General features: G+C 63.9%; 21 protein-coding genes, 1 tRNA gene and 1 pseudogene. 16 read left to right on the top strand and 7 right to left on the bottom strand.

Annotated features, from left to right (window positions below; genetic code table 11):
- Window positions 1–29 precede the first annotated feature (29 nt).
- On the bottom strand, window positions 30–1,052 hold the full coding sequence (locus FFS09_RS12370; protein ID WP_137919186.1) for a putative 2-aminoethylphosphonate ABC transporter substrate-binding protein: 1,023 nt from the start codon (window positions 1,050–1,052) through the stop codon (window positions 30–32).
- A gap of 120 nt (window positions 1,053–1,172) precedes the next feature.
- Here FFS09_RS12370 and FFS09_RS12365 point away from each other — a divergent pair, with 120 nt between their 5' ends.
- The 11 genes and pseudogenes from FFS09_RS12365 to aac(3) form a co-directional block, all read left to right on the top strand.
- Window positions 1,173–1,916, top strand: a complete 744-nt coding sequence (locus tag FFS09_RS12365; protein ID WP_252374341.1) for a phosphonate utilization associated transcriptional regulator — start codon at window positions 1,173–1,175, stop codon at window positions 1,914–1,916.
- Between the two features lie 13 nt (window positions 1,917–1,929).
- Window positions 1,930–3,156, top strand: a complete 1,227-nt coding sequence (gene phnA / locus FFS09_RS12360) for a phosphonoacetate hydrolase (RefSeq protein WP_137919185.1) — start codon at window positions 1,930–1,932, stop codon at window positions 3,154–3,156.
- A gap of 20 nt (window positions 3,157–3,176) precedes the next feature.
- The gene (phnY, locus tag FFS09_RS12355) at window positions 3,177–4,625 is read left to right on the top strand and encodes a phosphonoacetaldehyde dehydrogenase (protein ID WP_137919184.1); all 1,449 of its coding nucleotides are present in this window, start codon (window positions 3,177–3,179) and stop codon (window positions 4,623–4,625) included.
- Window positions 4,619–5,218, top strand: a complete 600-nt coding sequence (locus FFS09_RS12350) for a phosphonate degradation HD-domain oxygenase (RefSeq protein ID WP_137919183.1) — start codon at window positions 4,619–4,621, stop codon at window positions 5,216–5,218. The genes phnY and FFS09_RS12350 overlap by 7 nt, the downstream gene beginning before the upstream one ends.
- The gene (ald, locus tag FFS09_RS12345) at window positions 5,212–6,330 is read left to right on the top strand and encodes an alanine dehydrogenase (protein WP_137919182.1); all 1,119 of its coding nucleotides are present in this window, start codon (window positions 5,212–5,214) and stop codon (window positions 6,328–6,330) included. Before FFS09_RS12350 ends, ald begins: the two co-directional genes overlap by 7 nt.
- A 4-nt stretch (window positions 6,331–6,334) precedes the next feature.
- On the top strand, window positions 6,335–7,732 hold the full coding sequence (locus FFS09_RS12340; protein WP_137919181.1) for an FAD-dependent oxidoreductase: 1,398 nt from the start codon (window positions 6,335–6,337) through the stop codon (window positions 7,730–7,732).
- 22 nt (window positions 7,733–7,754) lie between these two features.
- The gene (locus FFS09_RS12335; protein ID WP_137919180.1) at window positions 7,755–8,597 is read left to right on the top strand and encodes an EamA family transporter; all 843 of its coding nucleotides are present in this window, start codon (window positions 7,755–7,757) and stop codon (window positions 8,595–8,597) included.
- Window positions 8,598–8,625: 28 nt separating this feature from the next.
- Window positions 8,626–9,438 (top strand): inositol monophosphatase family protein, encoded by an 813-nt coding sequence (locus tag FFS09_RS12330; RefSeq protein ID WP_137919179.1) that lies wholly within the window; start codon window positions 8,626–8,628, stop codon window positions 9,436–9,438.
- Window positions 9,435–10,238, top strand: a complete 804-nt coding sequence (locus FFS09_RS12325; RefSeq protein ID WP_137919178.1) for an NUDIX hydrolase — start codon at window positions 9,435–9,437, stop codon at window positions 10,236–10,238. The genes FFS09_RS12330 and FFS09_RS12325 overlap by 4 nt, the downstream gene beginning before the upstream one ends.
- A 96-nt stretch (window positions 10,239–10,334) precedes the next feature.
- Window positions 10,335–10,409: transfer RNA gene (locus FFS09_RS12320), tRNA-Arg, on the top strand.
- A 23-nt stretch (window positions 10,410–10,432) separates the two neighbouring features.
- Window positions 10,433–11,299 (top strand): annotated as a pseudogene (aac(3), locus tag FFS09_RS12315) (aminoglycoside 3-N-acetyltransferase); the annotation flags it as partial.
- Here the strand turns inward: aac(3) and FFS09_RS30885 are convergent.
- On the bottom strand, window positions 11,247–12,500 hold the full coding sequence (locus tag FFS09_RS30885) for a spore maturation protein (RefSeq protein WP_212745094.1): 1,254 nt from the start codon (window positions 12,498–12,500) through the stop codon (window positions 11,247–11,249). The pseudogene aac(3) and the gene FFS09_RS30885 overlap by 53 nt on opposite strands.
- Before the next feature lie 143 nt (window positions 12,501–12,643).
- Between FFS09_RS30885 and FFS09_RS12305 the strand changes: the two genes are divergently transcribed.
- On the top strand, window positions 12,644–13,075 hold the full coding sequence (locus tag FFS09_RS12305) for a VOC family protein (protein WP_137919176.1): 432 nt from the start codon (window positions 12,644–12,646) through the stop codon (window positions 13,073–13,075).
- Between the two features lie 8 nt (window positions 13,076–13,083).
- On the opposite strand, the gene FFS09_RS12300 is transcribed toward FFS09_RS12305, so the two are convergent.
- Together FFS09_RS12300 and FFS09_RS12295 are read right to left on the bottom strand one after the other, a co-directional pair.
- The gene (locus tag FFS09_RS12300; RefSeq protein ID WP_137919175.1) at window positions 13,084–13,545 is read right to left on the bottom strand and encodes a twin-arginine translocation signal domain-containing protein; all 462 of its coding nucleotides are present in this window, start codon (window positions 13,543–13,545) and stop codon (window positions 13,084–13,086) included.
- 55 nt (window positions 13,546–13,600) lie between these two features.
- Window positions 13,601–15,208, bottom strand: a complete 1,608-nt coding sequence (locus FFS09_RS12295; protein WP_137919174.1) for an ABC transporter permease — start codon at window positions 15,206–15,208, stop codon at window positions 13,601–13,603.
- Window positions 15,209–15,278: 70 nt separating this feature from the next.
- Here FFS09_RS12295 and FFS09_RS12290 point away from each other — a divergent pair, with 70 nt between their 5' ends.
- On the top strand, window positions 15,279–16,394 hold the full coding sequence (locus tag FFS09_RS12290; RefSeq protein WP_137919173.1) for an ABC transporter ATP-binding protein: 1,116 nt from the start codon (window positions 15,279–15,281) through the stop codon (window positions 16,392–16,394).
- A 327-nt stretch (window positions 16,395–16,721) separates the two neighbouring features.
- Here FFS09_RS12290 and FFS09_RS12285 read toward each other — a convergent pair whose 3' ends face one another.
- From FFS09_RS12285 to FFS09_RS12275, 3 genes are all read right to left on the bottom strand, one after another.
- Window positions 16,722–18,131, bottom strand: a complete 1,410-nt coding sequence (locus FFS09_RS12285; protein WP_137919172.1) for a PepSY-associated TM helix domain-containing protein — start codon at window positions 18,129–18,131, stop codon at window positions 16,722–16,724.
- Between the two features lie 7 nt (window positions 18,132–18,138).
- Window positions 18,139–18,636, bottom strand: a complete 498-nt coding sequence (locus tag FFS09_RS12280; protein ID WP_137919171.1) for a copper chaperone PCu(A)C — start codon at window positions 18,634–18,636, stop codon at window positions 18,139–18,141.
- 122 nt (window positions 18,637–18,758) lie between these two features.
- A complete protein-coding gene (locus tag FFS09_RS12275; RefSeq protein ID WP_137919170.1) occupies window positions 18,759–19,145 on the bottom strand; it encodes a DUF2946 domain-containing protein in 387 nt (128 codons plus the stop codon).
- Between the two features lie 482 nt (window positions 19,146–19,627).
- Here FFS09_RS12275 and gmtY point away from each other — a divergent pair, with 482 nt between their 5' ends.
- From gmtY to gmtX, 3 genes are read left to right on the top strand one after another with little or no spacing between them, the layout of a single operon-like run.
- Window positions 19,628–21,103, top strand: coding sequence for a gamma-mobile-trio recombinase GmtY (gmtY, locus tag FFS09_RS12270; protein WP_137919169.1), 1,476 nt, complete (start codon window positions 19,628–19,630; stop codon window positions 21,101–21,103).
- A 17-nt stretch (window positions 21,104–21,120) separates the two neighbouring features.
- The gene (gmtZ, locus tag FFS09_RS12265) at window positions 21,121–24,477 is read left to right on the top strand and encodes a gamma-mobile-trio integrase GmtZ (protein WP_137919168.1); all 3,357 of its coding nucleotides are present in this window, start codon (window positions 21,121–21,123) and stop codon (window positions 24,475–24,477) included.
- Entirely contained in the window at window positions 24,474–25,157 is a 684-nt protein-coding gene (gene gmtX, locus FFS09_RS12260; RefSeq protein WP_137919167.1) for a gamma-mobile-trio protein GmtX, read from the top strand. The genes gmtZ and gmtX overlap by 4 nt, the downstream gene beginning before the upstream one ends.
- Window positions 25,158–25,509 lie beyond the last annotated feature (352 nt).

Below are 25,509 nucleotides of genomic sequence, written 5' to 3'. Positions count from 1 at the left end.
GCGGTGGTTGCCGCGCCTCGCTGCTCGATTTACTTCGGTTCGGACTTGGCGTTGTAGCGCTTGTTCCACTCGGTCAGGATGGTCTCGCGGTTCTTCGCGGACCAGCCAAAGTCGTTCTTCACCAGCATCTGCTCGTAGTTGGCCGGCATTGCGGGATTGGGCTTGTGCACGTCCTTGTGCAAGACGATCGCGAAGTTCTTCTGGTACAGCTCGTTGGCTTCCTTGCTGGCCGACCAGTCGGCGAGCTTCTTCGCCGCGTCCATGTTCTTCGAGGTCTTCATGACGGCGGTCGCCTCGATGTCCCAGCCCAGCCCTTCCTTGGGGAAGATGATGTCGATCGGCGCGCCCGTGGACTTGACCTGTACCGCGCGGGTATCGAGCGAGATGCCGATGACGAACTCACCGGCGCCAGCCTGGCGGCACGGCTTGGAGCCTGAATGCGTGTACTGCGCAATGTTCTCGTGCAGTGCGTCCATGAACTTCCAGCCTTCGGCTTCGCCGTACAGCTGCAGCCACGCGGTGACGTCGAAGTAACCGGTGCCCGACGACGCCGGGTGGGGCATGGTGATCTGGCCTTTGTAAATCGGCTTCGCCAGGTCTTTCCAGGCCTCGGGCTTGGGCAGGCCGCGCTTCTGCGCTTCGACCGTGTTGAAGCAAACCGTCGCACCCCAGACATCCATGCCGACCCAGCTTGGCGGCTTGCTGGCGTCGGAGTACTTCGGGTTGAGGTCCTTGAAGCCCTTGGGCTCGTACTCCGCCAGCATCTTCTCGTCTTTCAGGATGGCCAGGCTGCTTGCGGCCACACCCATCACCACATCGGCCTGCGGATTGGCCTTCTCGGCCATCAGCTTGGCGGTTATGACACCCGTCGAGTCCCGCACCCACTTGATCGTGATGTCGGGGTTCGCCTTCTCGAAGCCCTCCTTGTAGGCCTTGAGCTGGTCGGTTTCGAGAGCCGTGTAGACCAGCAGGTTGGTGGCGGCGGTGGCGGTGCTCGCCAGACCAGCCGCGGCGATGACGCCGGAAAGAACGCGAATCAGCAAATGTTTCATCGATGTCTCCTGGGGTTGATCCGACGTTCGAAGCATCGGTGTCGCAAATGTAGATCGCTGAATGCCGACTGTCAACTGCAAACTGTTGACAATTTGCGCTTTGCATGCTTCAATGAAGACATGGCAATCAAAACCGACGCGAATACCGCAATGATGAAAAACCCGAATCTGAGCGCACTGCAGGTGGTGCAAGCGCACTCGCTGCCCGGCCTGGTCCAGACCGAGGTCGAGCAGCTGATCCTGCGCGGCGAACTGGGCGTCGGCCAGCGCATCAACGAAAGTGATCTCGCCACCCGCTTCGGCACCAGCCGGGGCCCGGTGCGCGAGGCGCTGCGCGCGCTCGAGGAGTGCAGACTGGTGCGCTCCGAAAAGAACCGCGGCGTTTTCGTGCGCGAGATCTCGATCGCCGAGGCCGACGAAATCTACGATGTGCGCGAAGCGCTCGACGAGCTGATCGGCCGCCGCCTCGCGCAGAAGATCACCGCGCCCCAACTCGAGGCCCTGAAGGCGCTGCTGGTCGAGATGGACGACGCGACGCAGCTCAAGGACGTCAAGCGCTACCACTCGCTGAACCTGGAGTTCCACGACGCGCTGGTCGACTTCGTCGGCAACGAGCGGCTGGCCGATACCTATCGCCGGCTGACCAAGGAGCTGCTGCTGTTCCGCCTGCGCGGCTTGCAGGACGGCGGCGGCTTCGCCGTCTCCAACGCCGAACACAAGGCGGTCGTCAAGGCCATCGCGTCACGCGACCCCGAGCGTGCCGGGCGCGTGCTGCGCGAGCATGCGGCCGACAGCCGTGCCCGCATGCACAAAGCGGCCGACAAAGCCGTGGCCGGCAACGGCACCAACACCTATGCGAAATGACCAAGGAACGATCATGAAGTCACCGATCACCGTCAACAACCGAAGCTATCGCTGGATGGACCAACCGGTGGTCGTCGTCTGCGTCGACGGCTGCCAGTACGAGTACATCACCGCGGCCGTCGAGGCTGGCGTCGCGCCGTTCCTCGGGCGCCTGCTCGACGGCGCCGGCACCAGCTACCTGGCCGACTGCGTGATCCCGAGCTTCACCAATCCGAACAACCTGTCGATCGTCACCGGCACGCCACCGGCCGTGCACGGCATCTGCGGCAACTACTTCTACGACCGCGAGCGCGGCGAGGAAGTGATGATGAACGACCCGCGCTATCTGCGCGCCGGCACCATCCTCGCCGCCTTCGCCGACGCTGGCGCCAAGGTCGCGGTGATCACCGCAAAGGACAAGCTGCGCAAGCTGCTCGGCCACCAGATGAAGGGCATCTGCTTCTCGTCGGAGAAGGCCGACCAGCTGACGCTGGCCGAGAACGGCATCGAGAACATCGTCGAGCGCGTCGGCATGGCGGTGCCCTCGGTGTACAGCGCGGCGCTGTCGGAGTTCGTGTTCGTCGCCGGCGTCAAGCTGATGGAGCGCGAGCGCCCCGACCTGATGTACCTGTCGACCACCGACTACATCCAGCACAAGGCGGCGCCCGGCACACCGATCGCCAACGACTTCTACGCGATGATGGACAAGCACCTCGCGCGTCTGGACGAGCTGGGCGCGACGATCGTGCTGACGGCCGACCATGGCATGAACGCCAAACACGGCGCGGACGGCCAGCCGAACGTGATCTACCTGCAGGACGTGCTCGACGGCTGGCTCGGCAGTAAGCGTTCCCGCGTCATCCTGCCGATCACCGACCCCTACGTCGTGCACCACGGCGCGCTCGGTTCGTTCGCGCTCGTCTACCTGCCCGAGGGCAGCGACGAAGCGGCGATCCGCGAGCGCATCGCGGCACTGCCCGGCATCGAGAGCGTGCGTTCGCGCGCCGCCGCGGCCGAGCACTTCGAGCTGCCGCCGGACCGCATCGGCGATCTGGTCGTCGTCTCGCGCCAGGACACCGTGATCGGCACCAGCGTCGCGCGGCACGATCTTTCGGGGCTCGAAGTGCCGCTGCGTTCGCACGGCGGCGTGTCGGAGCAGAAGGTGCCGTTGATCGTCAACCGCAAAAGGTCGAGCGCCGACGGCGCGCGCCGCTGGCGCAACTTCGATGCCTTCGACCTCGGTCTGAACCTGTCCCGCTGAACTCCCAGGAGCATTCACCCATGTCCGCCGTTCTTGCACCGTCCCGTTCCGTGATCCACGAATCGCTGCGCATCGCCGGGGAGAAGGTCGCCCGCGACCGCGTCATCGAAATCCACCATCCGTACACCGGCGAACTCGTCGCCACGGTGCCGAAGGCGACGCTCGAGGACGTCAAGCGCGCGCTGCGCATCGCGCGCGACTACCGTTCCAGGCTCACGCGGCACGACCGCTATCGCATCCTGATGAAGGCGGGCGAGATCGTCGCGTCACGGCGCGACGAGATCGCTCACCTGATCACGCTCGAATCCGGCCTGTGCCTGAAGGATTCGACCTACGAAGTCGGCCGCGCGTCCGACGTGCTGCTGTTCGCCGCCAACCAGGCGCTGGTGGACGACGGCCAGGTGTTTTCCTGCGACCTCACCGCGCATGGCAAGAGCCGCAAGGTGTACACCTTGAAGGAACCGCTGCTCGGCGCGATCACCGCGATCACCCCGTTCAACCATCCGTTGAACCAGGTGATCCACAAGGTGGCACCGGCGGTGGCGACGAACAACCGGATCGTGCTCAAACCGAGCGAGAAGACGCCGCTGGCCGCCTATGCGTTGGCCGACATCCTGTATGAGGCCGGCCTGCCGCCGCAGATGCTGTCGGTGCTCACCGGCGACCCGGCCGAGATCGCCGACGAGCTGCTGACCAGCCCCGATGTCGACCTCGTCACCTTCACCGGCGGCGTCGCGATCGGCAAGTACATCGCCGCCAAGGCGGTCTACAAGCGCCAGATCCTGGAGCTGGGCGGTAACGACCCGATCATCGTCATGGACGACGCCGATCTTGAGGAAGCCGCCACGCTGGCCGCCGCCGGCTCGTACAAGAACTCGGGCCAGCGCTGCACCGCGGTCAAGCGCATCCTGGTGCACGAGAAGGTCGCCGACCGTTTCGTCGAGCTGCTGGTGGAAAAAACAAAAGCAATCCGGTACGGCGACCCGCTCGACCCGAAGACGGACATGGGCACGGTGATCGACGAGGCGGCCGCCATCCGCTTCGAGGCGGTGGTCAACGAAGCGATCGCCGACGGCGCCAAGCTGTTGGTGGGCAACGTTCGACGCGGCGCGCTCTACTCACCGACGGTGCTCGACCACGTGAAGCCTGAGATGACGGTGGTGCACGAAGAAACCTTTGGGCCGGTGTCGCCGGTGATCCGCTTCAAGGACCTCGACGAAGCGATCCGCATCGTCAACGGCACGGCCTATGGTCTGTCGTCGTCGCTGTGCACGAACCGGCTCGACATCATCACCCGTGTGATCCAGGAACTGCATGTCGGCAGCGTCAACGTGCGCGAGGTGCCGGGCTACCGCCTGGAGATGACCCCGTTCGGCGGTATCAAGGACTCGGGCCTGGGCTACAAGGAAGGCGTGCTCGAGGCGATGAAGAGCTTCTGCAACACCAAGACCTATTCGCTGCCATGGTGACCTTTCGCTCGACCGAGGACGGCCTGCGGTGGATCGAAACGCTGTTCGATCGGCTCGGTCACCGCGCCTACAGCGGTGAGCCGGTGACGCAGCTCGAGCACGCGCTGCAGAGCGCGGCATTCGCCGAGGCCGACGGCGCGGCCGAGCCGCTGGTGGCCGCCGCGCTGCTGCACGACATCGGCCACCTGGTCAACGACCTCGGCGAGTCGCCAAGCGAGCGCGGCATCGACGACCTGCACCAGTTCCACGGTGCAAAGTGCCTGCGCCCGCTGTTCGGCCGCGACGTGACCGAACCCATCCGCCTGCACGTGCAGGCCAAGCGCTATCTGTGCGCGGTTCGGCCCGGCTATCTGGACGCGCTGTCGGCCGACTCGCAGCGCAGCCTGCTCCTGCAAGGTGGCGTGTACGGCGCCGCGGAGGCAGAAGCCTTCGGCCAGACCGCGTATGCGGCGGACGCCGTGCGGCTGCGCCTGTGGGACGACACGGCCAAGGTGGCGGGCCTCGCGACGCCCGACCTTGCGCACTATCTGCCGCTGCTCGCGCGCTGCGCGCGGGCCACACCCGACTTCACACAGGAGATTGCACCATGCTGATCGGTATCCCGAAAGAGATCAAGAACCACGAGTACCGCGTCGGCCTGACGCCGTCGTCGGTGCGCGAGCTGACCGCTGCCGGTCACGGCGCCCTCGTCGAGCGCAACGCTGGCGCCGGCATTGGCGCGGCCGATGCCGACTACGGGCTGGCTGGCGCCACGATCGTCGACAGCGCCGAGGAGGTGTTCGCGCGCGCCGAGATGATCGTCAAGGTCAAGGAGCCGCAAGCGCTGGAACGCGCCCGCCTGCGGCCCGGCCAGGTGCTGTTCACCTACCTGCACCTCGCGCCGGACCCGCAACAATGCAAAGAGCTGGTCGACAGCGGCGCGTTCTGCATCGCCTACGAGACCGTGACACAGAACGCCGGCGGCCTTCCGCTGCTGGCGCCGATGTCCGAAGTCGCCGGCCGCATGTCGATCCAGGCTGCGGCACACAGCCTCGAACGCGCGCACGGCGGGCGCGGCATGCTGCTCGGCGGCGTACCGGGCGTCGCGTCGGCGAAGATCGTGATCCTCGGCGCCGGCGTGGTCGGCTCGAACGCCGCGCAGATGGCAGTCGGTACCGGCGCGCAGGTCGTCGTCATCGACCGCAACGTCGACGCGCTGCGCCGCATGGACCGCCTGCTCGGCGCGCGCGTGATGACCATGTTCTCGAACAGCGACAACGTCGAGGAGCAGGTGCTGTCGGCCGACGTCGTCATCGGCGGTGTGCTGATCCCGGGCGCCGCGGCGCCGAAGCTGGTGTCGCGCGAGCTGCTCGCGCGCATGAAGCCCGGCTCGGTGGTGGTCGATGTGGCGATCGACCAGGGCGGCTGCTTCGAGACCGCCAAGGCGACCACGCATGCCGAGCCAACCTATGTGGTCGACGGCGTGGTGCACTACTGCGTCGCCAACATGCCAGGCGGCGTGCCGCGCACCTCGACCTACGCGCTCAACAACGCGACCCTGCCGTTCGTGCTGGCGCTCGCCAACAAGGGCTGGAAGGCGGCACTGAGCGACGACCCGCATTTGTGCAACGGTCTCAACGTCGCCGACGGCAAGGTCACCTGCCGCGAGGTGGCGAACGACTTGCACTACACCTACCACGCGCCGCAATCCTTCCTGGCGGCCTGACCCCATGTCGCAACGCCCCTTTTGGCTCGCGCAGGCGTTGGCCGCCGAAGACGCCGCACCGGCGCCCCCATTCGACGGCGCCACGCGCGCTGGCCTGTGCATCGTCGGCGGCGGTTTCACGGGACTGTGGACCGCGATTCGCGCCAAGCAGCAGCGCCCCGAGCTCGACGTCGTCGTGCTCGAGGCCGATGTCTGTGGCGCTGGCGCCAGCGGGCGCAACGGCGGCTGCGCGCTGACCTGGTCGACCAAATTCTTCACCCTGCAGCGGCTGTTCGGCGACGCCGAGGCACGGCGTCTGGTGCGTGCGTCGGAGCAGGCCGTGCTGGACATCGAGGCCTTCTGCATCGAGCACGGCATTGAATGCGAATGGCGGCGCGACGGCACGCTGTTCACGGCCACCTCGGCGGCGCAAGTCGGCGCGTCCGACGCGGTGGTCGCCGCGCTGAACGAGCGCGGTATTAACTCCTGGCACCGCCTGCCGACCGAGGAGTTGCAGCGTCGCGCCGGCTCGGCAGCCCACCTCGAAGGCTGGTTCTCGCCGCTGTCGGCCACCGTGCAGCCAGGCAAGTTGGTACGTGGCTTGAGGCGCGTCGCGCTATCGCTGGGCGTGCGGTTGCACGAACACACGCCGATGCTCGCGCTGGAGGAGCGTTCGCCACCGGTGGTGCGCACGCCGCGCGGCACGGTGACCGCCGATCGGGTCGTGATCGCGATCAACGCCTGGATGGCATCGACCTTCCGTGAGTTCGAGCGCAACATCGCGATCGTCTCCAGCGACATGGTGATCACCGAGCCGGCGGCGCCGGCACTAGCCGCCAGCGGTCTCGACGGCGGCATCTCGGTGCTGGATTCGCGCATCTTCGTCCACTACTACCGCAGCAGCGCCGACGGCCGGTTGATGCTCGGCAAGGGCGGCAATACCTTCGCCTACGGCGGGCGCATGGCACCCGTGTTCGACCAACCATCGCCGTACCGCGATGACCTGACGCACCGCCTGCACGGCTTCATGCCTGGCCTGCGCGACATCCCGATCGCCGCCAGCTGGAACGGCGCGTCCGACCGCTCGGTGACCGGCCTGCCCTTCTTCGGCCAGCTGCGCGGCCGGGCGGACGTCTACTACGGCTTCGGGTACTCGGGCAACGGCGTTGCGCCCAGTCGCATGGGCGGCGAGGTGCTGGCCTCGCTCGCGCTCGGCCTCGACAACGAATGGACACGCAGCCCACTGGTGAGCGGCCCGCGCGGGCGTTTCCCGCCCGAACCGATCCGCTTTCTCGGCTCGATGATCGTGCGCAACGCGGTGCGTCGCAAGGAAGCCGCTGAAGATGGCGGGCGGCGGCCGCTCACGCTCGACGTCGGTCTGTCGCGCTTCGCCGCCGCCGCCGGCAAGGCGGACAAGGCTTGAGACGTGTGCCGCCGTCAGCCGCATGACGCTCACCTGGCCGGTCGCGCTGGCGGTGCTGTTCGCGGCACTGCTGCACGCGTCGTGGAACGTGATGGTCAAGCGCAGCACCGACGCACCGGCCGACCTGGCGCTGCTGACGCTCGGCGCCAGCGTGCTGGCGGCGCCCTGGCTGCTCTGGCTGCCCTTGCCCGCGCCGGCCGCCTGGCCATTTCTCATTGCGTCGAACCTGATCCATGTGGGCTACTACGCGACGCTGCTGGCGACGTACCGCCACGCCGATCTCGGCTTCGGTTATCCGATCATGCGCGGCAGCGCGCCGCTGCTGGTCGCGCTGGTGGGCGCCTTCGCGCTCGGCGAGATGCCCAGCGGCCTGGTCTGGGCGGGCATCGCGCTGATCTCCGGTGGCGTCGTCAGCCTGGCTTTTGCCCAGGGCTGGCGCGCCGGCGCCGGCCGCGCAACACTGTTCGCGCTCGCCAACGCAACGATGATCGCCGCCTACACGCTGGTCGACGCCGCTGGCGCGCGCTCGGCCGGCACCGCGATCAGCTACGTGCTCTGGATGTTCTTTCTCGAAGGGCTGCCGTTCGCCGCCTTCATGCTGTGGCGGCGCGGTCCGGCTTTTGTCGCGCATGCGCGCAAGCGCTGGCGCAGCGCGCTCGCCGGTGGTGCCTGCTCGGCCTTGTCGTACGGCATCGCGGTGTGGGCCATGACGGTGGCGCCGGTGGGCGCCGTCGCGGCGCTGCGCGAAACCTCGGTCGTCTTCGCGCTCGGCCTAGGCGTGCTGCTGCTCAAGGAACGCTTGAATTCCGGGCGTTGGCTCGGTGTGGCCGCCGTGCTCGCGGGCGCCATGGCCTTGCGCGCCTGACTTGTCCAGATCTTCTTCGGGTGACCCCATGAACCACAACTTCCCACGCCACAGCGCCACGCTCGACCACGCCGAACGCGACGAGTTCGTGCCCTTCGTCCACGAACTGGCCGCCATCGGCACGGCCATCATCCGCCGCCACTATCTGCAAGGCACGGCGATCGAACTGAAGGGCGACGACACGCCGGTGACCGCGGCCGACCGCCGGGTCGAGGAAGTGATGCGCCTGCTGATCGCGCAGCGCTATCCGGACCACGGCATCCTCGGCGAGGAATACGGCATGCAACGGCCCGACGCACGCTACCGCTGGGTGCTCGACCCGATCGACGGCACGAAGGCCTTCGTCTCCAACTGCTTCATCTTCGGCACCCTGATCTCGCTGCTGCGCGACGGCCGGCCGATCCTCGGAGCGATCGCGCATCCGCTGACCGGGCATGTGCTGGTCGGGCTGGGCGGCGGGCCGACGCTGCTCGGCGACCGCGTCATGCGCACGCGCCGCTGCGCGCGCCTTGAGGACGCGACGCTGCTGACGACCAGCCACTGGGAGATGGTCGATCACCGCGTCGGCCCGGCCTTCGAACCGCTGTCGCGGCGCGCGCGGCTGTACCGCAGCTGGGGCGACTGCCACGGCTACTTCCAGGTCGCCACCGGCGGTGCCGACCTGATGATCGACCCGGTGCTGAAGAGCTGGGACATCTGCGCGCTGGTGCCGGTGATCGAAGGCGCGGGCGGACGCGTGACCGGCATCGACGGCGGCGATCCGCTGACGGCGAGCGACCTGCTGGCCAGCGGAGACCCGTCGCTGCACGCCGAGGTGCTGCGTCTGCTGGCCACGCCGTGACGCGCCGCTGGCCATGCGTCGATGCGGCCCGCGCGCACGACGCGTCCGCGCGCGTGCCGTTCTTCATCGACGGGCACAGCGTCGGCTCGGTGGCGCGGACGCACCTGTACGCGTTGAGCGGCGCCGATGCGCTTCGCGTCGAGGCCGGCGGCGTGCACCTCACCGCGCCCCGCGACCTGCGCGACGCGCTGCTGGCCACGCTGAACGAACGCCTGCGGGACGCCGGCCTGATCCGCGGCTGGCGCGCCGAGACCTATGCGATCGTCGGCGCGAGCCACGGGTCCGAACCGCTGGCGCTGATCGAGCGTGCGGCCGCGCGCTTCTGGGGCACGTTGACCTTCGGCGCGCATGCCAACGGCTATGTCGCCGGTGGCGACGGTCGGCCGGCGCAGTTGTGGATCGCGCGCCGCGCCGCGAACAAGACCACCGATCCGGGCAAGCTCGACAACCTCATCGGCGGCGGCGTGGCTTGGGGCGAGACGCCGCTCCAGGCGCTGGTGCGCGAGGGCGATGAAGAAGCAGGACTCGATGCTGCCCTGGTGCGGCAGGCGGTCGCGGCCGGCACCGTCGACGTGTGCCGCGACGTGGCCGACGGCCTGCAGCGCGAGCGCATCTTCGTCTTCGACCTCGCGCTGCCGGCGCACGTGCGGCCGGTCAACCGGGACGGCGAGGTGGCGGAGTTCAGCCTGCTGGCCACGCGCCACGCGCTGGCACGGGCGGCGACGGCGGACGACATGACGGTTGACGCGGCGCTGGTGACGCTGGACTTCGCGCGGCGCCACGGGCTGGTCGACGGCTGAACGGCGCTCCATCCGCTACTGGCCATGGCAGACTTTTTGAGCCACAACGAGGCCTGAAAAACCGCCGTCGGTTGCTGCGACTAAAATCCACCCGCCGCGGCCATAGTTCAATGGATAGAACGGGCCCCTCCTAAGGGCCAGATAGGGGTTCGATTCCCTTTGGCCGCACCACCGTCATGGCTTGCACCACCAGCATGCCCTCGCCCCTGCCCATCAGCACACTCGTTCGGCACCTGCGAGGCCTTGGTCTGCGCGCGGAGGACGTGGTCATGGTTCACGCCTCGCTCAAGGCGGTGGGCCCGGTAGACGGCGGCGCCACCGGCATCGTGCAGGCGCTGCGCGACAGCATCGCCCCCGGTGGCACGCTCATGGCCTACGTGTCGTGGGACCGCTCGCCCTACGAAGAGACACTCAACGGCGCCACGCTCGATGCCGCGGCACGCGACGCCTGGCCCGCGTTCGACCCGCGCAACGCCGGCACCGAACGCAGCTTTGGCCTGCTCAACGCCTTCATCTGCCAGACACCGGGCGTGCTGCGCAGCGCGCATCCCGACGCCAACATGGCGGCCATCGGTGCGAAGGCGCGTGAGCTGATCGCCGACCACCCGCTGCACGAAGGCTACGGCCCGGGTTCGCCGCTGGCGCGCTTCGTGGCCCTGGGTGGCAAGGTGTTGCTGCTGGGCGCGCCGCTCGATGCGGTCACCGTGCTGCACCACGCCGAAACACTTGCGGACATTCCGGGCAAGCGCCGCGTGCGTTACGAACAGCCCGTGCTCGACGCGCAAGGGTGCAAGGTATGGCGCTTCGCCGAGGAGTTCGACACCAACGGCATCCTCGATGCCTTCGCCCAGGAAGGGGCGATGGACTCGGTGGAAACCATGGCGCGCGCCTACGTTCCACTGGGCCGCCATCGCGAGGGGCGTGTGGGCCACGCCGACTGCCACCTGTTCGATGCGCAGGACATCGTGCGCTTTGGCAAGGCCTGGCTTGAAGAGCGCTTCGGGCTCCTCAGCGCAACATCGCGTAGCCCACTCCGATCGCCGCCGCCAACCCCACCACATCGGCGAACAGCGCACACGCCAGCGCGTGCCGCGCGTGCTTCACACCCACGCTGCCGAAGTACACCGCCAACACGTAGAAGGTGGTTTCGGTCGAGCCTTGCACGATGGCCGCGAGGCGTCCGGCGAACGAATCGACACCGTGGGTCTGCATCACGTCGATCATCAGTCCGCGCGCGCCCGAGCCCGACAGGATCTTCATCAGCCCCACCGGCAAGGCCGGCAGGAAGTCGGTGTTCCAGCCCATCGCGGCCACGCCCGCGCCAATGCCCGCCATCAGGAAGTCCATGCAGCCGGCCGCGCGGAACACACCGATGGCGATCAGGATGGCGATGAGGTACGGCACGATCTGGATCGCCACGCCGAACCCTTCCTTGGCGCCGTCGATGAAGGCGTCGTACACATTCACGCGCCGCCATGCGCCGGCCAGCAAAAACAGCGCCACCACGCCCAGGATCACACCCGCGCCAGTCGCACCGGCAACGCGCGCGGCCTGCTCGGCGGGCAGCCGGGCCAAGGCGGTCACGGCCCACGCCAGCAGCCCACCGACGACCAGCACCGGCAGCAGAAAGCGCGGCCGCCACAGCGGCAGGCGCTGGCACACCGCCACGGCCAGCACGCCGGCCAGCAGCGAGATGAAGGTGACCAGCAGCACCGGCAGAAAGATGTCGGCCGCGTTGAAACCCGCGCCCAGGCCCTGCTTGAGCGCGATGCTCTGGCGGATGGCGATGACCGAGGTCGGAATCAGCGTGAGGCCGGCCGTGTTCATCACCACGAACATGATTTGCGCGTTGCTCGCGCTGCCCGGCTTCTCGGTGTTGAGCGTCTGCAGCTCGCGCATGGCGGTCAGGCCCAGCGGCGTGGCCGCGTTGTCCAGCCCCAGCAGGTTGGCCGAGATGTTCATGGTCATCGCGCCCTGCGCGGGGTGGCCCTGCGGCACGCCGGGAAACAGGCGCCGCAGCAGCGGGCCGGCGATGCGCGCGAGCAGTTCGATCATGCCGGCGCGCTCGCCCACCTTCATCAGCCCCAGCCACAGCGCCATCACACCGGCCAGGCCGAGCGAAATCTCGAAGCCCGAGCGCGCGCCGTCGAACAGCGCGGTGAGCAGCGCCTGAAGAATGCCGTCTTCCCCCAGCACCCAACGCACGATCGCGGTGGCGAACGCCACAGTGAACAAACCGATCCAGACCCAGTTCAACGCCATGGACAGCGATGGTAGCCGTTCACCGCCCATCGGCGCATGATTCGAACGGTGTCGAAATCATGCGGCTTCATACGTCATCAAGTGACCAGCGACACCATGACACGGCACGCCGGTTCATCACCCACCCTTTTCAGGAGATATCGATGTCCACACAACTCTGCGCCTACCTGTCCTACAACGGCGATTGCGCCGAAGCGATGAAGTTCTATGCCAAGTTGCTCAACGCCAAGCTGGAAGCCCTGATCACCTACGGCGAGATGCCCGGCGGCGACCCGGTGCCAGCCGAGCACGCCGGCCGCATCATGCACGCCTACCTGGTGCACCCCGACTTCGCGCTCATGGCCGGCGACGCGCCACCCGGCGTGCCCTTCTCCGGCATCCAGGGCGCGATGATGGCGATCACCTTCCCCACCGTCGCCGAGGCCACGCGCGTGTTCAACGCCCTGACCGAAGGCGGCAAGGTGACCATGCCCTTGGCTGAAACGTTCTGGGCCGACACCTTCGGCATGGTCACCGACCGCTTCGGCACGCCGTGGGGCATCAACGGTGGCCCCAGGGAGATGCCCAAGGGCTGATCACGGCCTCAGAGCTGGCCTTCGGTCAGCGTGTCGAGCTGGAAGCGGCCGCTGCGGTCCCACAGCCAGGTGTCGACGTACTGCACCCGCCCGAGACCGGGCGGCGAGGGGAACGGCGAGGCCTGTTGCACGAGGCGCGTGATCTCGGCCATCACTTCAGGCGCATGGCTGGGACCGCGCAGCCAGCGCAAGGAGCCGACGCGGCCACCCAGGTGGATCTCGATCTCCAGCACACCGATCGCATAGAGCATCGCGGGCAACTGCCCCCGGTAAATGCGATCGGGGTACTTGCGGTAGATGTGGGAAGCCGCCTCGCGGCGGTAGGCCGCGCTCGCGGGCGCCTGGCCAGGCAAGGGCCTGGAGATCGGCGAGAGGGAACAACCGGCCACGAGGGCAGAGGCCGCGGTCGCGGCAGCCAAGGTCATGAACTGGCGGCGTTCGTCTGGAACAGGAGCGTGTCGAGGGTTCATCGCGGCATTAAAGCAGTGGGCACCGTGAGGCACAAGTGCCGCAACACCCCTTTACTCAGCGCTGCCTCAAGGTCCGACTGAGCAGGATCACCGGCACCAGCCCGACCAGCACCAGGGTCAGCGCCGGCAGCGCCGCCTCACCCAGGCGCTCGTCGCGCGCCAGCTGGTAGGTCACCACGGCCAGCGTGTCGCTGTTGAAGGGGCGCAGCACCAGGGTGGCGGGCAGCTCCTTCATCACGTCCACGAACACCAGCAGCAGCGCGGCGGCGGTGGAGCGTTTGAGCAGCGGCCAGTGCACACGCGTGGCCAGGCCGAGGCCGGTGGCGCCGAGCATGCGGGCGGAGTCGTCCAGGCTGGCGGGCATGCGCGCATAACCGCTGTGCACCGACTGCAGGGCCACCGCCGTGAAGCGCACGAGATACGCCCAGACGATGCCGATCGCGGTCGCGGTGACCCAGTACCCCACGCTGGATTCGGGCCGCACCGATTGCACCCAGCCCACCGGCAACAACAGGCCGACCACGATCACGGCGCCGGGCACGGCATAACCCAGGCTGACGAGCTGCACCACACCGCGCGTCACCTTGCCTGGCCGCGCGCGTTGCGCGAACGCCAGCGCCAGCGCAATGGCGGTGGCCAGCGCGGCACCCAGGCCAGCCAGCCACAGGCTGTTGCGCGTCCATTGCACGAACGAGGTCCAGGGCAGGTCGTCCCAGCCACCGATGAGGGGACGCAGCATGAAGAGCACGGGCAGGACGAAACCGAAGGCGATCGGCACCACGCAGACCGTGATCGCGAGCGCCACGCGGCTACCCCGCAGGCGCACGGGTTGGGCTTCGGCGCTGGCGGCGCGCTGGCCGCGCAGCGTGGAAAAGCGCATGCGGCGTTGCGCGCGGTGCTCCAGCCAGAGCAGCAGCGACACGGTGGCCAGCAGGATCGTGGCCAGCTGCGCCGCGGCCATGCGGTTGTCCATGGACAGCCAGGCCTTGTAGACACCGGCGGTGAAGGTCTGGATGCCGAAATAGCTGGACACACCGAAGTCGGCCAGGGTTTCCATGAGTGCGAGCGCCACGCCCGCGGCCACGGCCGGGCGCGCCAGGGGCAGCGCGATTTCGCGGATGCGCCGCGCCAACGGGGCGCCGAGCAGGCGCGCGGCTTCCATCAACTGGGCCGCGCGTTCGGAAAGCGCCGTGCGTGCCAGCAGGTACACGTACGGGTAGAGCGAGAACGTGAACACCCAGACCGCGCCGGGCGTGTTGCGCACTTCGGGGAACACACGGCCGCTCAGGCCGAAGCCCTCGCGCAGCCAGGTTTGCAAGGGACCGCCGAACTGCAGGAAGTCGGTGTACGCGTAGGCCACCACATAGGCCGGCATGGCCAGCGGCAGCAGCAGGGCCCATTCGAAGAAACGGCGGCCGGGAAAGTCGAACAGCGTGACCGCGCTCGCGGTGCCCATGCCCACCACCGCCACGCCCACCGCCACGCTCACGCACAGCACCAGCGTGGTCAGCGTGTAGTCGGGCAACACGGTTTGCGCCATCTGGCCCAGCACGTCCTGCGCCACCGCGTCGAACTGGAACCACGACGCCCCCAACGACAGCACCGGCAACGAGAGCAGCAGGGCAAGCAGGATCAAGAGGGCCGGGGCCAACCAACGTCGCATGGGCAAGGGTCTCGGGCGTTAGCCCACGTCAATACAAATGAGAATTGTAGTTATCTACAATGACCCGCCTATGTTCCTCAATGTCTCTCAGCTCAGCGTGCGCTACCCCGGCCTGGCGCACGCGGCGGTCGATGGTGTGTCGCTCGGGCTGCGCGCGGGCGACATCGGTGTGCTGATCGGCCCCTCGGGCTGCGGCAAGACCACGCTGCTGCGCGCGGTGGCGGGCCTGGAGCGCGCCAGTGGCGGCAGCATCACGCTTGATGGCGAGACGGTGAGCGACGAGACGCAGCACATGCCGGCCGAAGAGCGCCGCATCGGCATGGTGTTCCAGGACTACGCCTTGTTCCCGCACCTCGACGTGGGCAAGAACATCGCCTTCGGCATCCACCGCCTGCCGCGCGCCGAGCGCGAGGCGCGGGTGGCCGAGGTGCTGGCGCTGGTGGGCCTGGCCGGTATGCAGTCGCGCTTTCCGCACGAGCTTTCTGGTGGACAGCAGCAGCGTGTGGCGCTGGCGCGCGCGCTCGCGCCGCGCCCGCGCCTGTTGTTGCTGGACGAACCGTTTTCCAACCTCGACGTCGACTTGCGCGAACGTTTGGCGCACGAGGTGCGCGGCATTCTGAAAGCCGCTGGGGCGACCGCCCTCTTCGTCACGCACGATCAGCTGGAAGCCTTTGCCATTGGCGATGTCATCGGCGTGATGCACGAAGGCCATCTGCACCAGTGGGACGACGCCTACGCGCTGTACCACCGCCCGGCCACGCGCTTCGTGGCCGAGTTCATTGGCCATGGCGTGTTCGCGCCGGCGCAGATTTCGAAGAATGGCAATGGGGTGTTGGTGCAGACCCCGCTGGGGCCGCTGCAGGACGTGGAGGAATGCCCGCTGCCGTCGGCCTACGAGGCGGGTTTGTGCGACGTGTTGCTGCGCGCCGACGACATCGTGCACGACGACAACGCGCCAGTGAAGGCGCAGATCTTGCGCAAGGCGTTCCGGGGTTCGGAGTTTCTCTACACGTTGCGCTTGGCCAGCGGCGAGGTGCTGATGACGCACGTGCCCTCGCACCACAACCACGCGGTGGGCGAGTGGATCGGCATCCGTGCCGAGGTAGACCATGTGGTGACGTTCGAGCGGGGTTCGGGTGCGAGTTCACCGCCTGCGCCGAGTGCGGGGCGGGCGGCGTTGGAGTGAGCTTTGCCCCTTCCCCCACCCGGGGGAGGGAGCAGGAGGGGAAGTCCGCTCCTGATCCCGACCCCGATCCCGGACCCGCTTTCCGCCGTGAGGCCGGGCTGAGCAGCGCAGGGGTGCGGGGAAAAAGAAGTTCGCGTGTTTGAGCGAAGCGAGTTTGCGAACTTCTCCCCGCACACCGAGCAGCGCAAGGAACCCCGAAGGGGCCCGGACTTCGGCTCGCCTTTTCTTTGCCCTTACTTTCTTTTGGCGAAGCAAAAGAAAGTGAGTCGGCCGCCGGGCCGAGACCCGGCTTGCCACGAAAGAAACCCCATCACTTCAAAAAGGGGGTCAAGGCACCCTCACCCCAACCCTCTCCCGCAAGCGAGAGAGGGCGTAAGACACGAGTCCATCCAGCAGCAACACGGCAACCAGCACCGCACCCGTGAGCGGAAACGCCAACGCCACCGCACACATCACCACCGCCCCACCCTTCCACAGCGGCACATCCTTCGGCAACGGCGGCGCCACCAGACGCCAGCTTCCCGAGGGTCGGCGCTTCCACCACATCACGACGCCGCTCACACAGAGGAACACGATGGCCAGACAGAACAGCACGTTGAGGCACGCGTTCCACAACCCCAGGTCGCCCTGGTGCAGCGCAATGCCCACCGCCATGCCTTTGGCCAGCAGCGGGTAGTCGGCGAACGCGGCTTCGGCCAGCACGCGGCCGCTGTAGCGGTCCACGTGCACCGTGCGGTCCTGTGTGGGGTTGCCCAGATCACCGCTCATGGTGTCGGCGGAAATGGAGAACACACCGGTATCCCCTTGCGGAAACTGAATGTGGTGCTGGCCCTGGAAACCCAGTTCCCTGGCCAATGCCACCATGGCGTCGATGTTCACCGACTGGCCCGAGGGCGCTCCCGCGGCATCGGACGCCGGCAGCGGCGTCTGCTCCAACCCCCACGGCACTTCGTGCAGACCCGCGGTGTTCAGGCTGGCGTGCGTCGCGTCCGACTGCGGCACCGCGTCCCACTTGGCCGCCGGGAAGGTGCCCCAGGGCTGCGCGAACTGCGCGCCCCACACCCCCGTCCACGACAGACCCGTGAGCAGGAACGTGAGCAGCAATGCGCTCAGCCAGAAACCCACGCTCGCGTGCAGCGAGCGCCACCACAGCCGCCCCTTCAGGCGCAGGTCGGGCACCAGCACCTGCGCCCAGCGCGTGCCGCCGCGCGGCCACCAGAGATACAGACCGGTCACGATCATCACGATGCCCAGGCCCGCGGCGACTTCGATCAGGCGGTCGCCCACATCCCCCAGCAGCAACGTGCCGTGGATCTTCTCGGCCCACGCGAAGACCGTTTTTTCCTTGTCCACGAGTTGCAGCACCTGCGCGGTGTACGGGTCCACCGCCACGGCTTCGGTAACGCCATCGCGCACCACCACGAACCAGCTGGCCCGGTCGTCGGTCGGCGGTGCGATGTATTCGCGCAGCGCCGCTTGCGAGCGCAGTTCGAGCACCGCCTGCGCCTGCGCGCTCACCGGCAGCGGCGCGTGGTTGGGCACGTTGACCGTCACCACTGGCCCGAAGCGCGTCTGGAAGCCGGTGAAGAACACCATGACCAGGCCCGTGATCGCGAGCATGAGCAGAAACGGCACGACGTAAAGCCCTGCGTAGAAGTGCCAGCGCCAGGCGATGGCATGAAACCGGGACGGCCTCGTCCCCGCATCCTCGTCGGAAGCGCGTTGTGCGGTGGTCATGGCCGCCTCAGTGTTTGTGCTGGTTGTGGTTTTCGGCGGCGGCAGCGGGCGGCGCTGCGCCAGCCCCTGCGCCCAGCGGGCGCGCCGTGGCCTTCACCTCGAGCGTCGAGCGCTGGCCGTCCTTGCCTTCGAGCACAAAGGTCAAGGGCACCACGTCACCGGCTTTCACCTGGCCTTTGAGGTCCATCATCATCACGTGGTGACCTCCGGGCTTGAGCTCCACCAGCTTGCCAGCGGGCAGCGCCAGGCCGGTGTTCAGCTCGCGCATGCGCATCACGTCCTTGTCCATCGCCATTTCATGGATCTTCACCACGCCCGCGATGGGCGACCTGACCTCGACCACGCGCGCGTCGGTCTCGGCGGTGAGCTGCATGTAGGCGCCGGTGGATTTCTGCTGCGCGACGGTGGCGCGCACCCAGGCGTCCTTCACGTCGACGGGAGCGGGCGCTTGCGCCCAGGCGCTGGCGGTGACGGCCAGCAAGGTGGAGATGAGCAGTTGTTTCATGGAAACACCCATTGATAAAAGAGGAGATGGATCGGGGCTTGTTCGTCCACTGCTCGGCAGGCGCGCGGACTCAAGCCAAAAAAACGCACGTCCCATGAGAGGCGTGCAAACCGCAAGGCAGATCAGGCCTGCGGCGGAGCGCGCGACAGCGCGGTAGGCCACGGTGTGGCAGGTGTGGCCGAGCGGATCGGCGCTTGAGGCGGTTCGGCGCGGCTGGCGACCAGGTGATCCTGTGCCCACGGGGCAGGCGGCAAGCCGATCGCGCCCTGCAGGCTGCACCAGGGGCAGTGGCGCGCGGCATCGGTGATGGCTTTTTTGCCATCGGAGGTGTCGTCCAGCGCATCGGCCTGCACCCAGACCATGCCGCTGGCGCTGCACACCTGCACCCAATCGGGGCCGCCCTTCGCGGTCACCACCGCCTGCGCCACGGTGGGCGCGAGCGCACCGAGCAGCATGGCGAGCATGGCCAGCCAGGCGGCGAATCGGTGGGGGGTGCGGGTGAACGGCATGGTCTGCCAGTTTATCAGCGGGGCGCCGCGTCAACTGCGTGACGCATGGCTGCGCACCCTCCGTACTACGATCCACCCCACACCCCACAACGGAGACAGACATGCTCACCCTCTGCGGCTTCTCGGCCAGCAACTACTTTATTACCCCCAACTCTCACCGTATACTTTGACCTAGCACTCAGCCTAATGCACCCCACGAACCCGTTTGGAGGGATTGTTTCGCACGTTTAACTTTAATCTTGCACCCTATACTTCAATACATGCGGTGACGAGCTGCTATGAATCACCGCAAAAAATGCTTTGGACAAATTGCGGACCTCAGTTTGTTGAATCAACACTATTCCTCCTTCGCGCTGCAGGAGCAGCTTGGACCTCGACTCATTACCCAACTCAGGTCAGCACAAACATGCGAAGGCCCCTGACGTAGACGACACCAATGTTCTGTCGTGTGTGCCACCACTTGTGACCTTTGGAATTAATCGATGTTCGTCGCAACACGTGCAAGGGTCATCGTTGACTCAACCGGCGCGGCCAGTGAAATCGTAGCGGTGCTGACTCCAGAGGGCGTTTTGCTCCCTTTGGTGAATTACTTCCGCTTTTACGCAACGACCAGAAGTGTGCCTTGGCAACAGAAAGTTGCTCACGGCGTAGTGCTGTTTATGGAATACATGGTGGCCAATCCGCACGAAATGGATCGGCAACTAATGTTCCAGAACTTTGTATTACGGTTGAGTACCGGAACCTTCAACGAGAAGACGCGGCTGGATCCAAGCGGTCTTGGTTGGACGGTACGCAAACCTGATGTGGTCAGCAGCATCGTCCACTCGCTAACAAACTTCTTCAAGTACCTCAAACGCGATCGACCCTTCCACGAGCAGCTCAACCCAGCCTACAGCAAGACGCCATTCGACCAAATGATCGACCACGCGGCATACATCTATCGGCGGGAAGCCGCAATGCTGGGGCACACTTGGTTAGGCAGCGTCCGCGAAAGCCTTGCGCCGAGTGTGAAGGCTGCAAAGCGCCCGAAAGTCATCCGCAAAAACCCACCGGCATTCCCTGAATCGAAATTCGAGGAACTGCTGGTTAAGGGGTTCTTAGGGGGGGCAAATCGCGACTACCGGGGCGCATGTATCACGCTATTGATGCACGGGGCCGGCTTCCGTGAATCCGAGCCCTTTCACCTCTATGTGCAAGATGTCTTCCCCACTCCCGGAGATCTGAGGAGCAGCACCGTACTCATTCACCATCCGACGCACGGGGAACCGCCATCAGATTGGACTTCGAGTCAAGGGCGACCTTCGAGCGCGAACCGAGAGCAGTACCTGGCACAGTGCTACGGTCTTAGGCCTCGGCATTTGCTAGCCGGCAAGTTGAGAGCGGGATGGAAGAATCCGCTGCTCGATGAAAGCTACTTTATGAGAGCGCACTGGTTCACCGAGCAATACGGAAATTGGTTCAGTGAGCTCTGGGACGGCTATATGCGCCAGTTGGTCAATGTTCCGCGCAGCCATCCTTGGGCCTTTGTAAATCTCAGCCGTGAGCCAATCGGCGCTCCATACAGCCTTTCGCAATTCAACAAGGCTCATGCTGCAGCCTGTAAACGCATAGGGTTAGAGGTAGCCAAGTCCTTGGGTACCACACGGCATGGACACCGACACGCGTATGGACAACGCGCACGGGCGGCCGGTGTTGATTCTGCCTACATCAAGATCTTCATGCACCACAAATCGCTAGAAGCCCAGCAAACCTACACGGTGCCCAGCCCAGCTGAGATTGCCCACGCAATCGCGGATGGCATGAAAAAGCTTGAAACCAAACATCTTTTGCCGAAGAGCTACTTGGCAGACGCATTGGAAGATGGAGTAGAAGCACATACGCTTAGTCCATCCGGGATGAGTGGTAATGCGTGGACTGAACTGCAACAGAAGCTGCAAAACATCAAACAAGGCGCATGACAGCCTAAGGATTTAATGTGACCGATTCCGGTACAACCGCCAAAAATGCTTTGTCCAGAAACAAACACGATAGGGAGCCTTTGTCAGAGAACATTGGAAATAAAAACGAAGCGGATATCCCGAGTGCAAGAGATACGAGTTTATCCGCTGCCTCAAAACGTATGAGTCGGGTCAAGGGATCCTCCCGCAAAAATGACCCCGAACTCAATTGGGTCGCTGCCATGTACCCAGAGCATCAAGAGGTATTGCGACCGTGGGTTGCGGCAGCTCAATCCTGGTTCGAAGCTGGCAACAAACCGCTTTCCCGAACTCTTAAGGCACTAAGTAACTTTGTGGAGCTTTACCTTCTACGAATACTGGCTCCCAAGGGCTTGCCGATTGATGTCGAAGGATTTCTATCGCTAGCCTACTCAAATTCAATCATTAACGATACAAAAGAATCACAGGTAGATGGCATACGGAGTAAGCGTGCATCAAAGACGCAGACGGAAACCATTACTAATCCAGCATCGTCAATACCCTCGCTTTTTGAAATTTTAGTCCCGAGTAGTAAAACTGAAGCGAGGTCTCAAAACAATAAAATCCACGAGTTTCTTAACTTTGTTTTGCAGTCGAGGTTCGGTGCAGAATTGATGGAGGATGGTCGAATGGGAACCCCGAAAGGCCTGGGCAACCCCATACCGTATGTAGACGCCGATGGTAGGGTTCTTTTAACTAAAAACTTTCGCCGGGATAACGATCCAGCACTGACATGGGTAGGGCAACAGCTTCCAGAGTTGGGTGCATGGCGGAAACTTGCAGTGAGTTGGCTTAGCAAGCAAAAAGGGGATCAAGGAACAAGGCTTGCAGCACTCTCGAAATTCTTTACACACTTCCTCACCCCGAACAGAAGTGCTGTACTCGATCCGAAAGTGGCACTATCGCGTTCTACTCAGTTACCGGATTTCTTTGATGTGCTTGTCGCTGGTGGGAAAGGCATTGGCAACCGCACACGTAAAGGCGGCGCAACAACGACTAATACGATCCAAAACAATTACATTGCCGATTTCATCGACTGGGTGCTTTTGAGTGATGAGCATGGTTATTCATCAATGGACGACCATGAAAGGCGCCGTGTATCTCCTGCTTACCACAACTTCGTGACCCGTCGCTCATTGGAAGGCATGAAAAGACACGATTCCAGTGTCCGCCATGCCTTGCCTTACGGGATCATTCAAGAAGCAAAAAAAATCCTGATTCAGGGACCAAACTTTCGTGATTGGACTTGGGCGCAAACTCTTCTTGGAGCGCAGGAGGGTGAATGGGGAAGGCCGGGCCTAGACTGGTTCGAGGTGCCTGAAGCTTTGGTCGACAGCCTTGATCCAGACTGTGTCTTTAAAAGAATGAAGTTGCACTCCGGTCGATCCGTTGTGAAGATGTGGTCACCGGTCCGCTATGTAGCACTTGCGATCAAACTAATGGTTCCGCTCCGAACTGTACAAGTTCGCGTCTTGGACTCAGGTGAGGCAGACACCTGGCGCTTCGAACAGTCCCAACATGGAAAACAAGGGTGCTTGGGGAAATGGGTGCTCAATACCTCAAAGCTCGCGCAAGGTGACATCAAGAAGCCTTTGTCCTGTGGAGTGATATCACGCTGGGAAGACACATACAAAGGTGAAATCGGAACTCACCTGTTCATCAACACCAATAAGACGAATGACCGGCTTCAAGGAGGATCTGCTAAGGGGTATCACACTGCTTGGCCGCAAAATCCCGATCAACTTGAAGATGTGTATTACTGGATAACTAAATTGCGAGACTGGCAGCAAAAATACAATCCAGTTAGCAGCCGTACGCCTTGGACCCAACTGCAGGGAAAAGGGATCATTCAAGAGAAGGATATGGGAACATTATCCTCCCATTCCGAAACTTGCTTTCTTTTCCGTACACCCGAAGTTGTTCCCCACCCGCATCTGCCACTTAAAGATAGTCAGATGGTAAACGTTTGGGCAAGACTTCTGAAATCTCTTCAGGATCGGTTAAAGCAACAAGGCATAACCCAAGCAGACGGCTCGCCCACGCAGCTTGTCAAATGTCGAACCCGATCTATGTTTAGTAAGGACCTGGGGAAATCTTATTTTGTTGAAAGCCTTACTCCACTATTCGACCTTCATGGTCTTCGAGTATCTTTAATCACCTGCCTCGCTTGGGACGGGGAGGTTCCATTTGGAATCTTGCAGAAGCTAGTGGGCCACAGTCGATTGCCAATGACTTTATATTATTTCAAGCCCGGTCAGCGCCAAGTGCATCAGGTCCTTCAAGCGGCGCAAGAGCGACTCAAGACAAAAGCTCAGGCTTCAATCGTAGATTGGCTGAGAAACGGTGAACATAAAGAGTTGGAAAGAAGGGCCATTGCCGTCAACTCCGAAACTCTTCGAAAGGCGATTCCAATAAGTCCGACGAATCGCAATGCAGCTGGCTGGATGGAGATGGCCGATGGAGTGTGCTTGGCAGGTGGCAATACGTCGGCAGATGTAGTCAACGCCCAAACGCCCGGGTGTCACAACGGTGGACCCAACATAGGAAACCCAAATAAACCTGTCCATGGCGAAGTTCCAGGTGGCGCCCGTAACTGCCCTCGCTGCCGGTGGTTCGTCACCGAACCGCATCATCTGCCCGCATTGGTAGCTAGGTTCAACAACACGGCATTTCACTTCGATCAGGCCGGGTTGAACGTGGCGAAGCGTAACCACGAACTCGAGGCACTGCGCAAGCGACGCGCCGAGGCCGAAAAAGTAGGCGCCCCGTTTTTTGACCAAAGTCTCCTGAAGAGCGCTGAGCGCTTATTGGAGTTGCACATCAAGACCTTTGATGAACGGTGTAATGATCTGGGCTCGATATGGCTGCTGATCAAGCGAGCAATCGACATACTCAACTCGGAAATCGAAGGACATGCGCTTATTCTTGCTACCGACATGACAGGCCTTGAGGTAGCGATAGAGGAGCCAGAAGGTGAACTTCTGCAATTGGCATGGGTGTGTGAGAACGTCGAGGTGTTTCCAGACCTAAACCCAGGTACAGCTGTTTTGCGGCGTACCCAATTGCTCGATCTCGCCTTGGAGCGCGAAGGGCTTCCTACGGTCTTCATGCGCTTGAATCCTGAAGAGCAGTTGAAGGTCGGTAACGCTTTCATGCGGCGTCTTAGCGAGCGTATGAATCCCGATGACCGCTGGATTGGGATGAGAAAGGTCACGGAGCACATGGAGGCTGGGCACAGCCTGATCGGCTTGCCGGGTGTCCATGATGCACTGCAGGCGGTCTCAGGGACCAGCGTAACTCTTTCGCTCAGCGGATCGAACCTAAAGTTGGGCGCGACATCTGGAGCAGCGGAATGAGAAAGGAGGTGGTCTCCTCGACAATTCATCCCGATCTGGTTTTAGAGGGCCTCTTAGCTCGCACGAATCGCAGTGACAAACGAAAGAACCTTTTGAGTGTGCATGAGGTATGTCGTGCCCATCACAAGATCGGATCCAAGGACTTTTCCTTGGCAACGATTGGCAAGGTAGTGACTGCCGCTGGGGTCCTCAAAGCTGGAGTGTTAAAGACAAGGCAAAGCCAAGATTACCGGGAACTCATTTTGGGATGGGCCGCCTATGCAGGGCCAGTTGAGATCAAAAAAGGGCCGCGCGTCGAGTACAGGGACGACGCCCCAAAGTGGCTAATGAATATTGAGGACCCCGCTGCGCGATCTGCGGTTCAAAGCGTCATCATTGAGCGCGATAGGCTCAGACTCCAGCTCAATACGCTCAAGGCTCAATCGCAAATCGTCGTCGACATGCGACCTATACCGGCAGAGCTATATCACGGTGATCGAGAGATAGCGCAGTCGCTCCCTGCCACAGCTCGCCTAAACGACTTAGAACGTGAAGCCATCTTTGAGGCGGCGTCCTCTGAATTCTTAGCAGGCGAAGGTTGGTGCGAAGGTGATCATGGCGCAGTCGTAAATGAACGCGGTAGGACGGTCTACCGAGTTGGTTACCTATCTGGACTGCGCAAAATGCTCAGAGGTGGGTGAAGGACGGGGCATTTCGGCGATGCAGCATGTATAGTGCAACGATCCTTTAGTATTTCGGTCACTTCTGGAATTTGATTTCTCGTGGACAGCGGGAACGGTTGAACTTGGACACCTGGATCTGCTCTTTTGGACACGCGCAATTTGATGGAGCAAGGCAGCGATTCTGCGGCTCCCAGTTGCCATGTAGGTTGCCCAGGCGGGTGCGAGGCCGGATGGACTTCGGCAACCGGCCCCAAGTAGTCGTCCCTGAAGAATCCCCAGAGCCCGCGTAGGCACTGGACTTTGGGGTGATTGCGGATGGCCGGAACTCCCGGTTTGAATTCCAATAGAGGCTGTTTTCTGGGAGTTCTGC

Source organism: Hydrogenophaga sp. 2FB (genome assembly GCF_005503365.1).
In the GTDB taxonomy this organism is placed as follows: Bacteria; Pseudomonadota; Gammaproteobacteria; order Burkholderiales; family Burkholderiaceae_C; genus Hydrogenophaga.
Note: the sequence above shows the minus strand (reverse complement) of the source record. Positions and strands in the feature narration are given on the sequence as shown.

Bases quoted from the DNA above. Each gene is read 5' to 3' on its own strand.
- FFS09_RS12340 (WP_137919181.1), top strand. From the start codon at position 6,335: ATGTCGCAACGCCCCTTTTGGCTCGCGCAGGCGTTGGCCGCCGAAGAC.
- FFS09_RS12295 (WP_137919174.1), bottom strand. From the start codon at position 15,208: ATGCGACGTTGGTTGGCCCCGGCCCTCTTGATCCTGCTTGCCCTGCTG.
- FFS09_RS12285 (WP_137919172.1), bottom strand. From the start codon at position 18,131: ATGACCACCGCACAACGCGCTTCCGACGAGGATGCGGGGACGAGGCCG.
- FFS09_RS12290 (WP_137919173.1), top strand. From the start codon at position 15,279: ATGTTCCTCAATGTCTCTCAGCTCAGCGTGCGCTACCCCGGCCTGGCG.
- phnY (WP_137919184.1), top strand. From the start codon at position 3,177: ATGTCCGCCGTTCTTGCACCGTCCCGTTCCGTGATCCACGAATCGCTG.
- FFS09_RS12280 (WP_137919171.1), bottom strand. From the start codon at position 18,636: ATGAAACAACTGCTCATCTCCACCTTGCTGGCCGTCACCGCCAGCGCC.
- FFS09_RS12330 (WP_137919179.1), top strand. From the start codon at position 8,626: ATGAACCACAACTTCCCACGCCACAGCGCCACGCTCGACCACGCCGAA.
- gmtX (WP_137919167.1), top strand. From the start codon at position 24,474: ATGAGAAAGGAGGTGGTCTCCTCGACAATTCATCCCGATCTGGTTTTA.
- FFS09_RS12275 (WP_137919170.1), bottom strand. From the start codon at position 19,145: ATGCCGTTCACCCGCACCCCCCACCGATTCGCCGCCTGGCTGGCCATG.
- FFS09_RS12370 (WP_137919186.1), bottom strand. From the start codon at position 1,052: ATGAAACATTTGCTGATTCGCGTTCTTTCCGGCGTCATCGCCGCGGCT.
- FFS09_RS12300 (WP_137919175.1), bottom strand. From the start codon at position 13,545: ATGAACCCTCGACACGCTCCTGTTCCAGACGAACGCCGCCAGTTCATG.
- FFS09_RS30885 (WP_212745094.1), bottom strand. From the start codon at position 12,500: ATGGCGTTGAACTGGGTCTGGATCGGTTTGTTCACTGTGGCGTTCGCC.
- FFS09_RS12350 (WP_137919183.1), top strand. From the start codon at position 4,619: ATGGTGACCTTTCGCTCGACCGAGGACGGCCTGCGGTGGATCGAAACG.
- ald (WP_137919182.1), top strand. From the start codon at position 5,212: ATGCTGATCGGTATCCCGAAAGAGATCAAGAACCACGAGTACCGCGTC.
- phnA (WP_137919185.1), top strand. From the start codon at position 1,930: ATGAAGTCACCGATCACCGTCAACAACCGAAGCTATCGCTGGATGGAC.
- gmtY (WP_137919169.1), top strand. From the start codon at position 19,628: ATGTTCGTCGCAACACGTGCAAGGGTCATCGTTGACTCAACCGGCGCG.
- FFS09_RS12305 (WP_137919176.1), top strand. From the start codon at position 12,644: ATGTCCACACAACTCTGCGCCTACCTGTCCTACAACGGCGATTGCGCC.
- FFS09_RS12335 (WP_137919180.1), top strand. From the start codon at position 7,755: ATGACGCTCACCTGGCCGGTCGCGCTGGCGGTGCTGTTCGCGGCACTG.
- FFS09_RS12365 (WP_252374341.1), top strand. From the start codon at position 1,173: ATGGCAATCAAAACCGACGCGAATACCGCAATGATGAAAAACCCGAAT.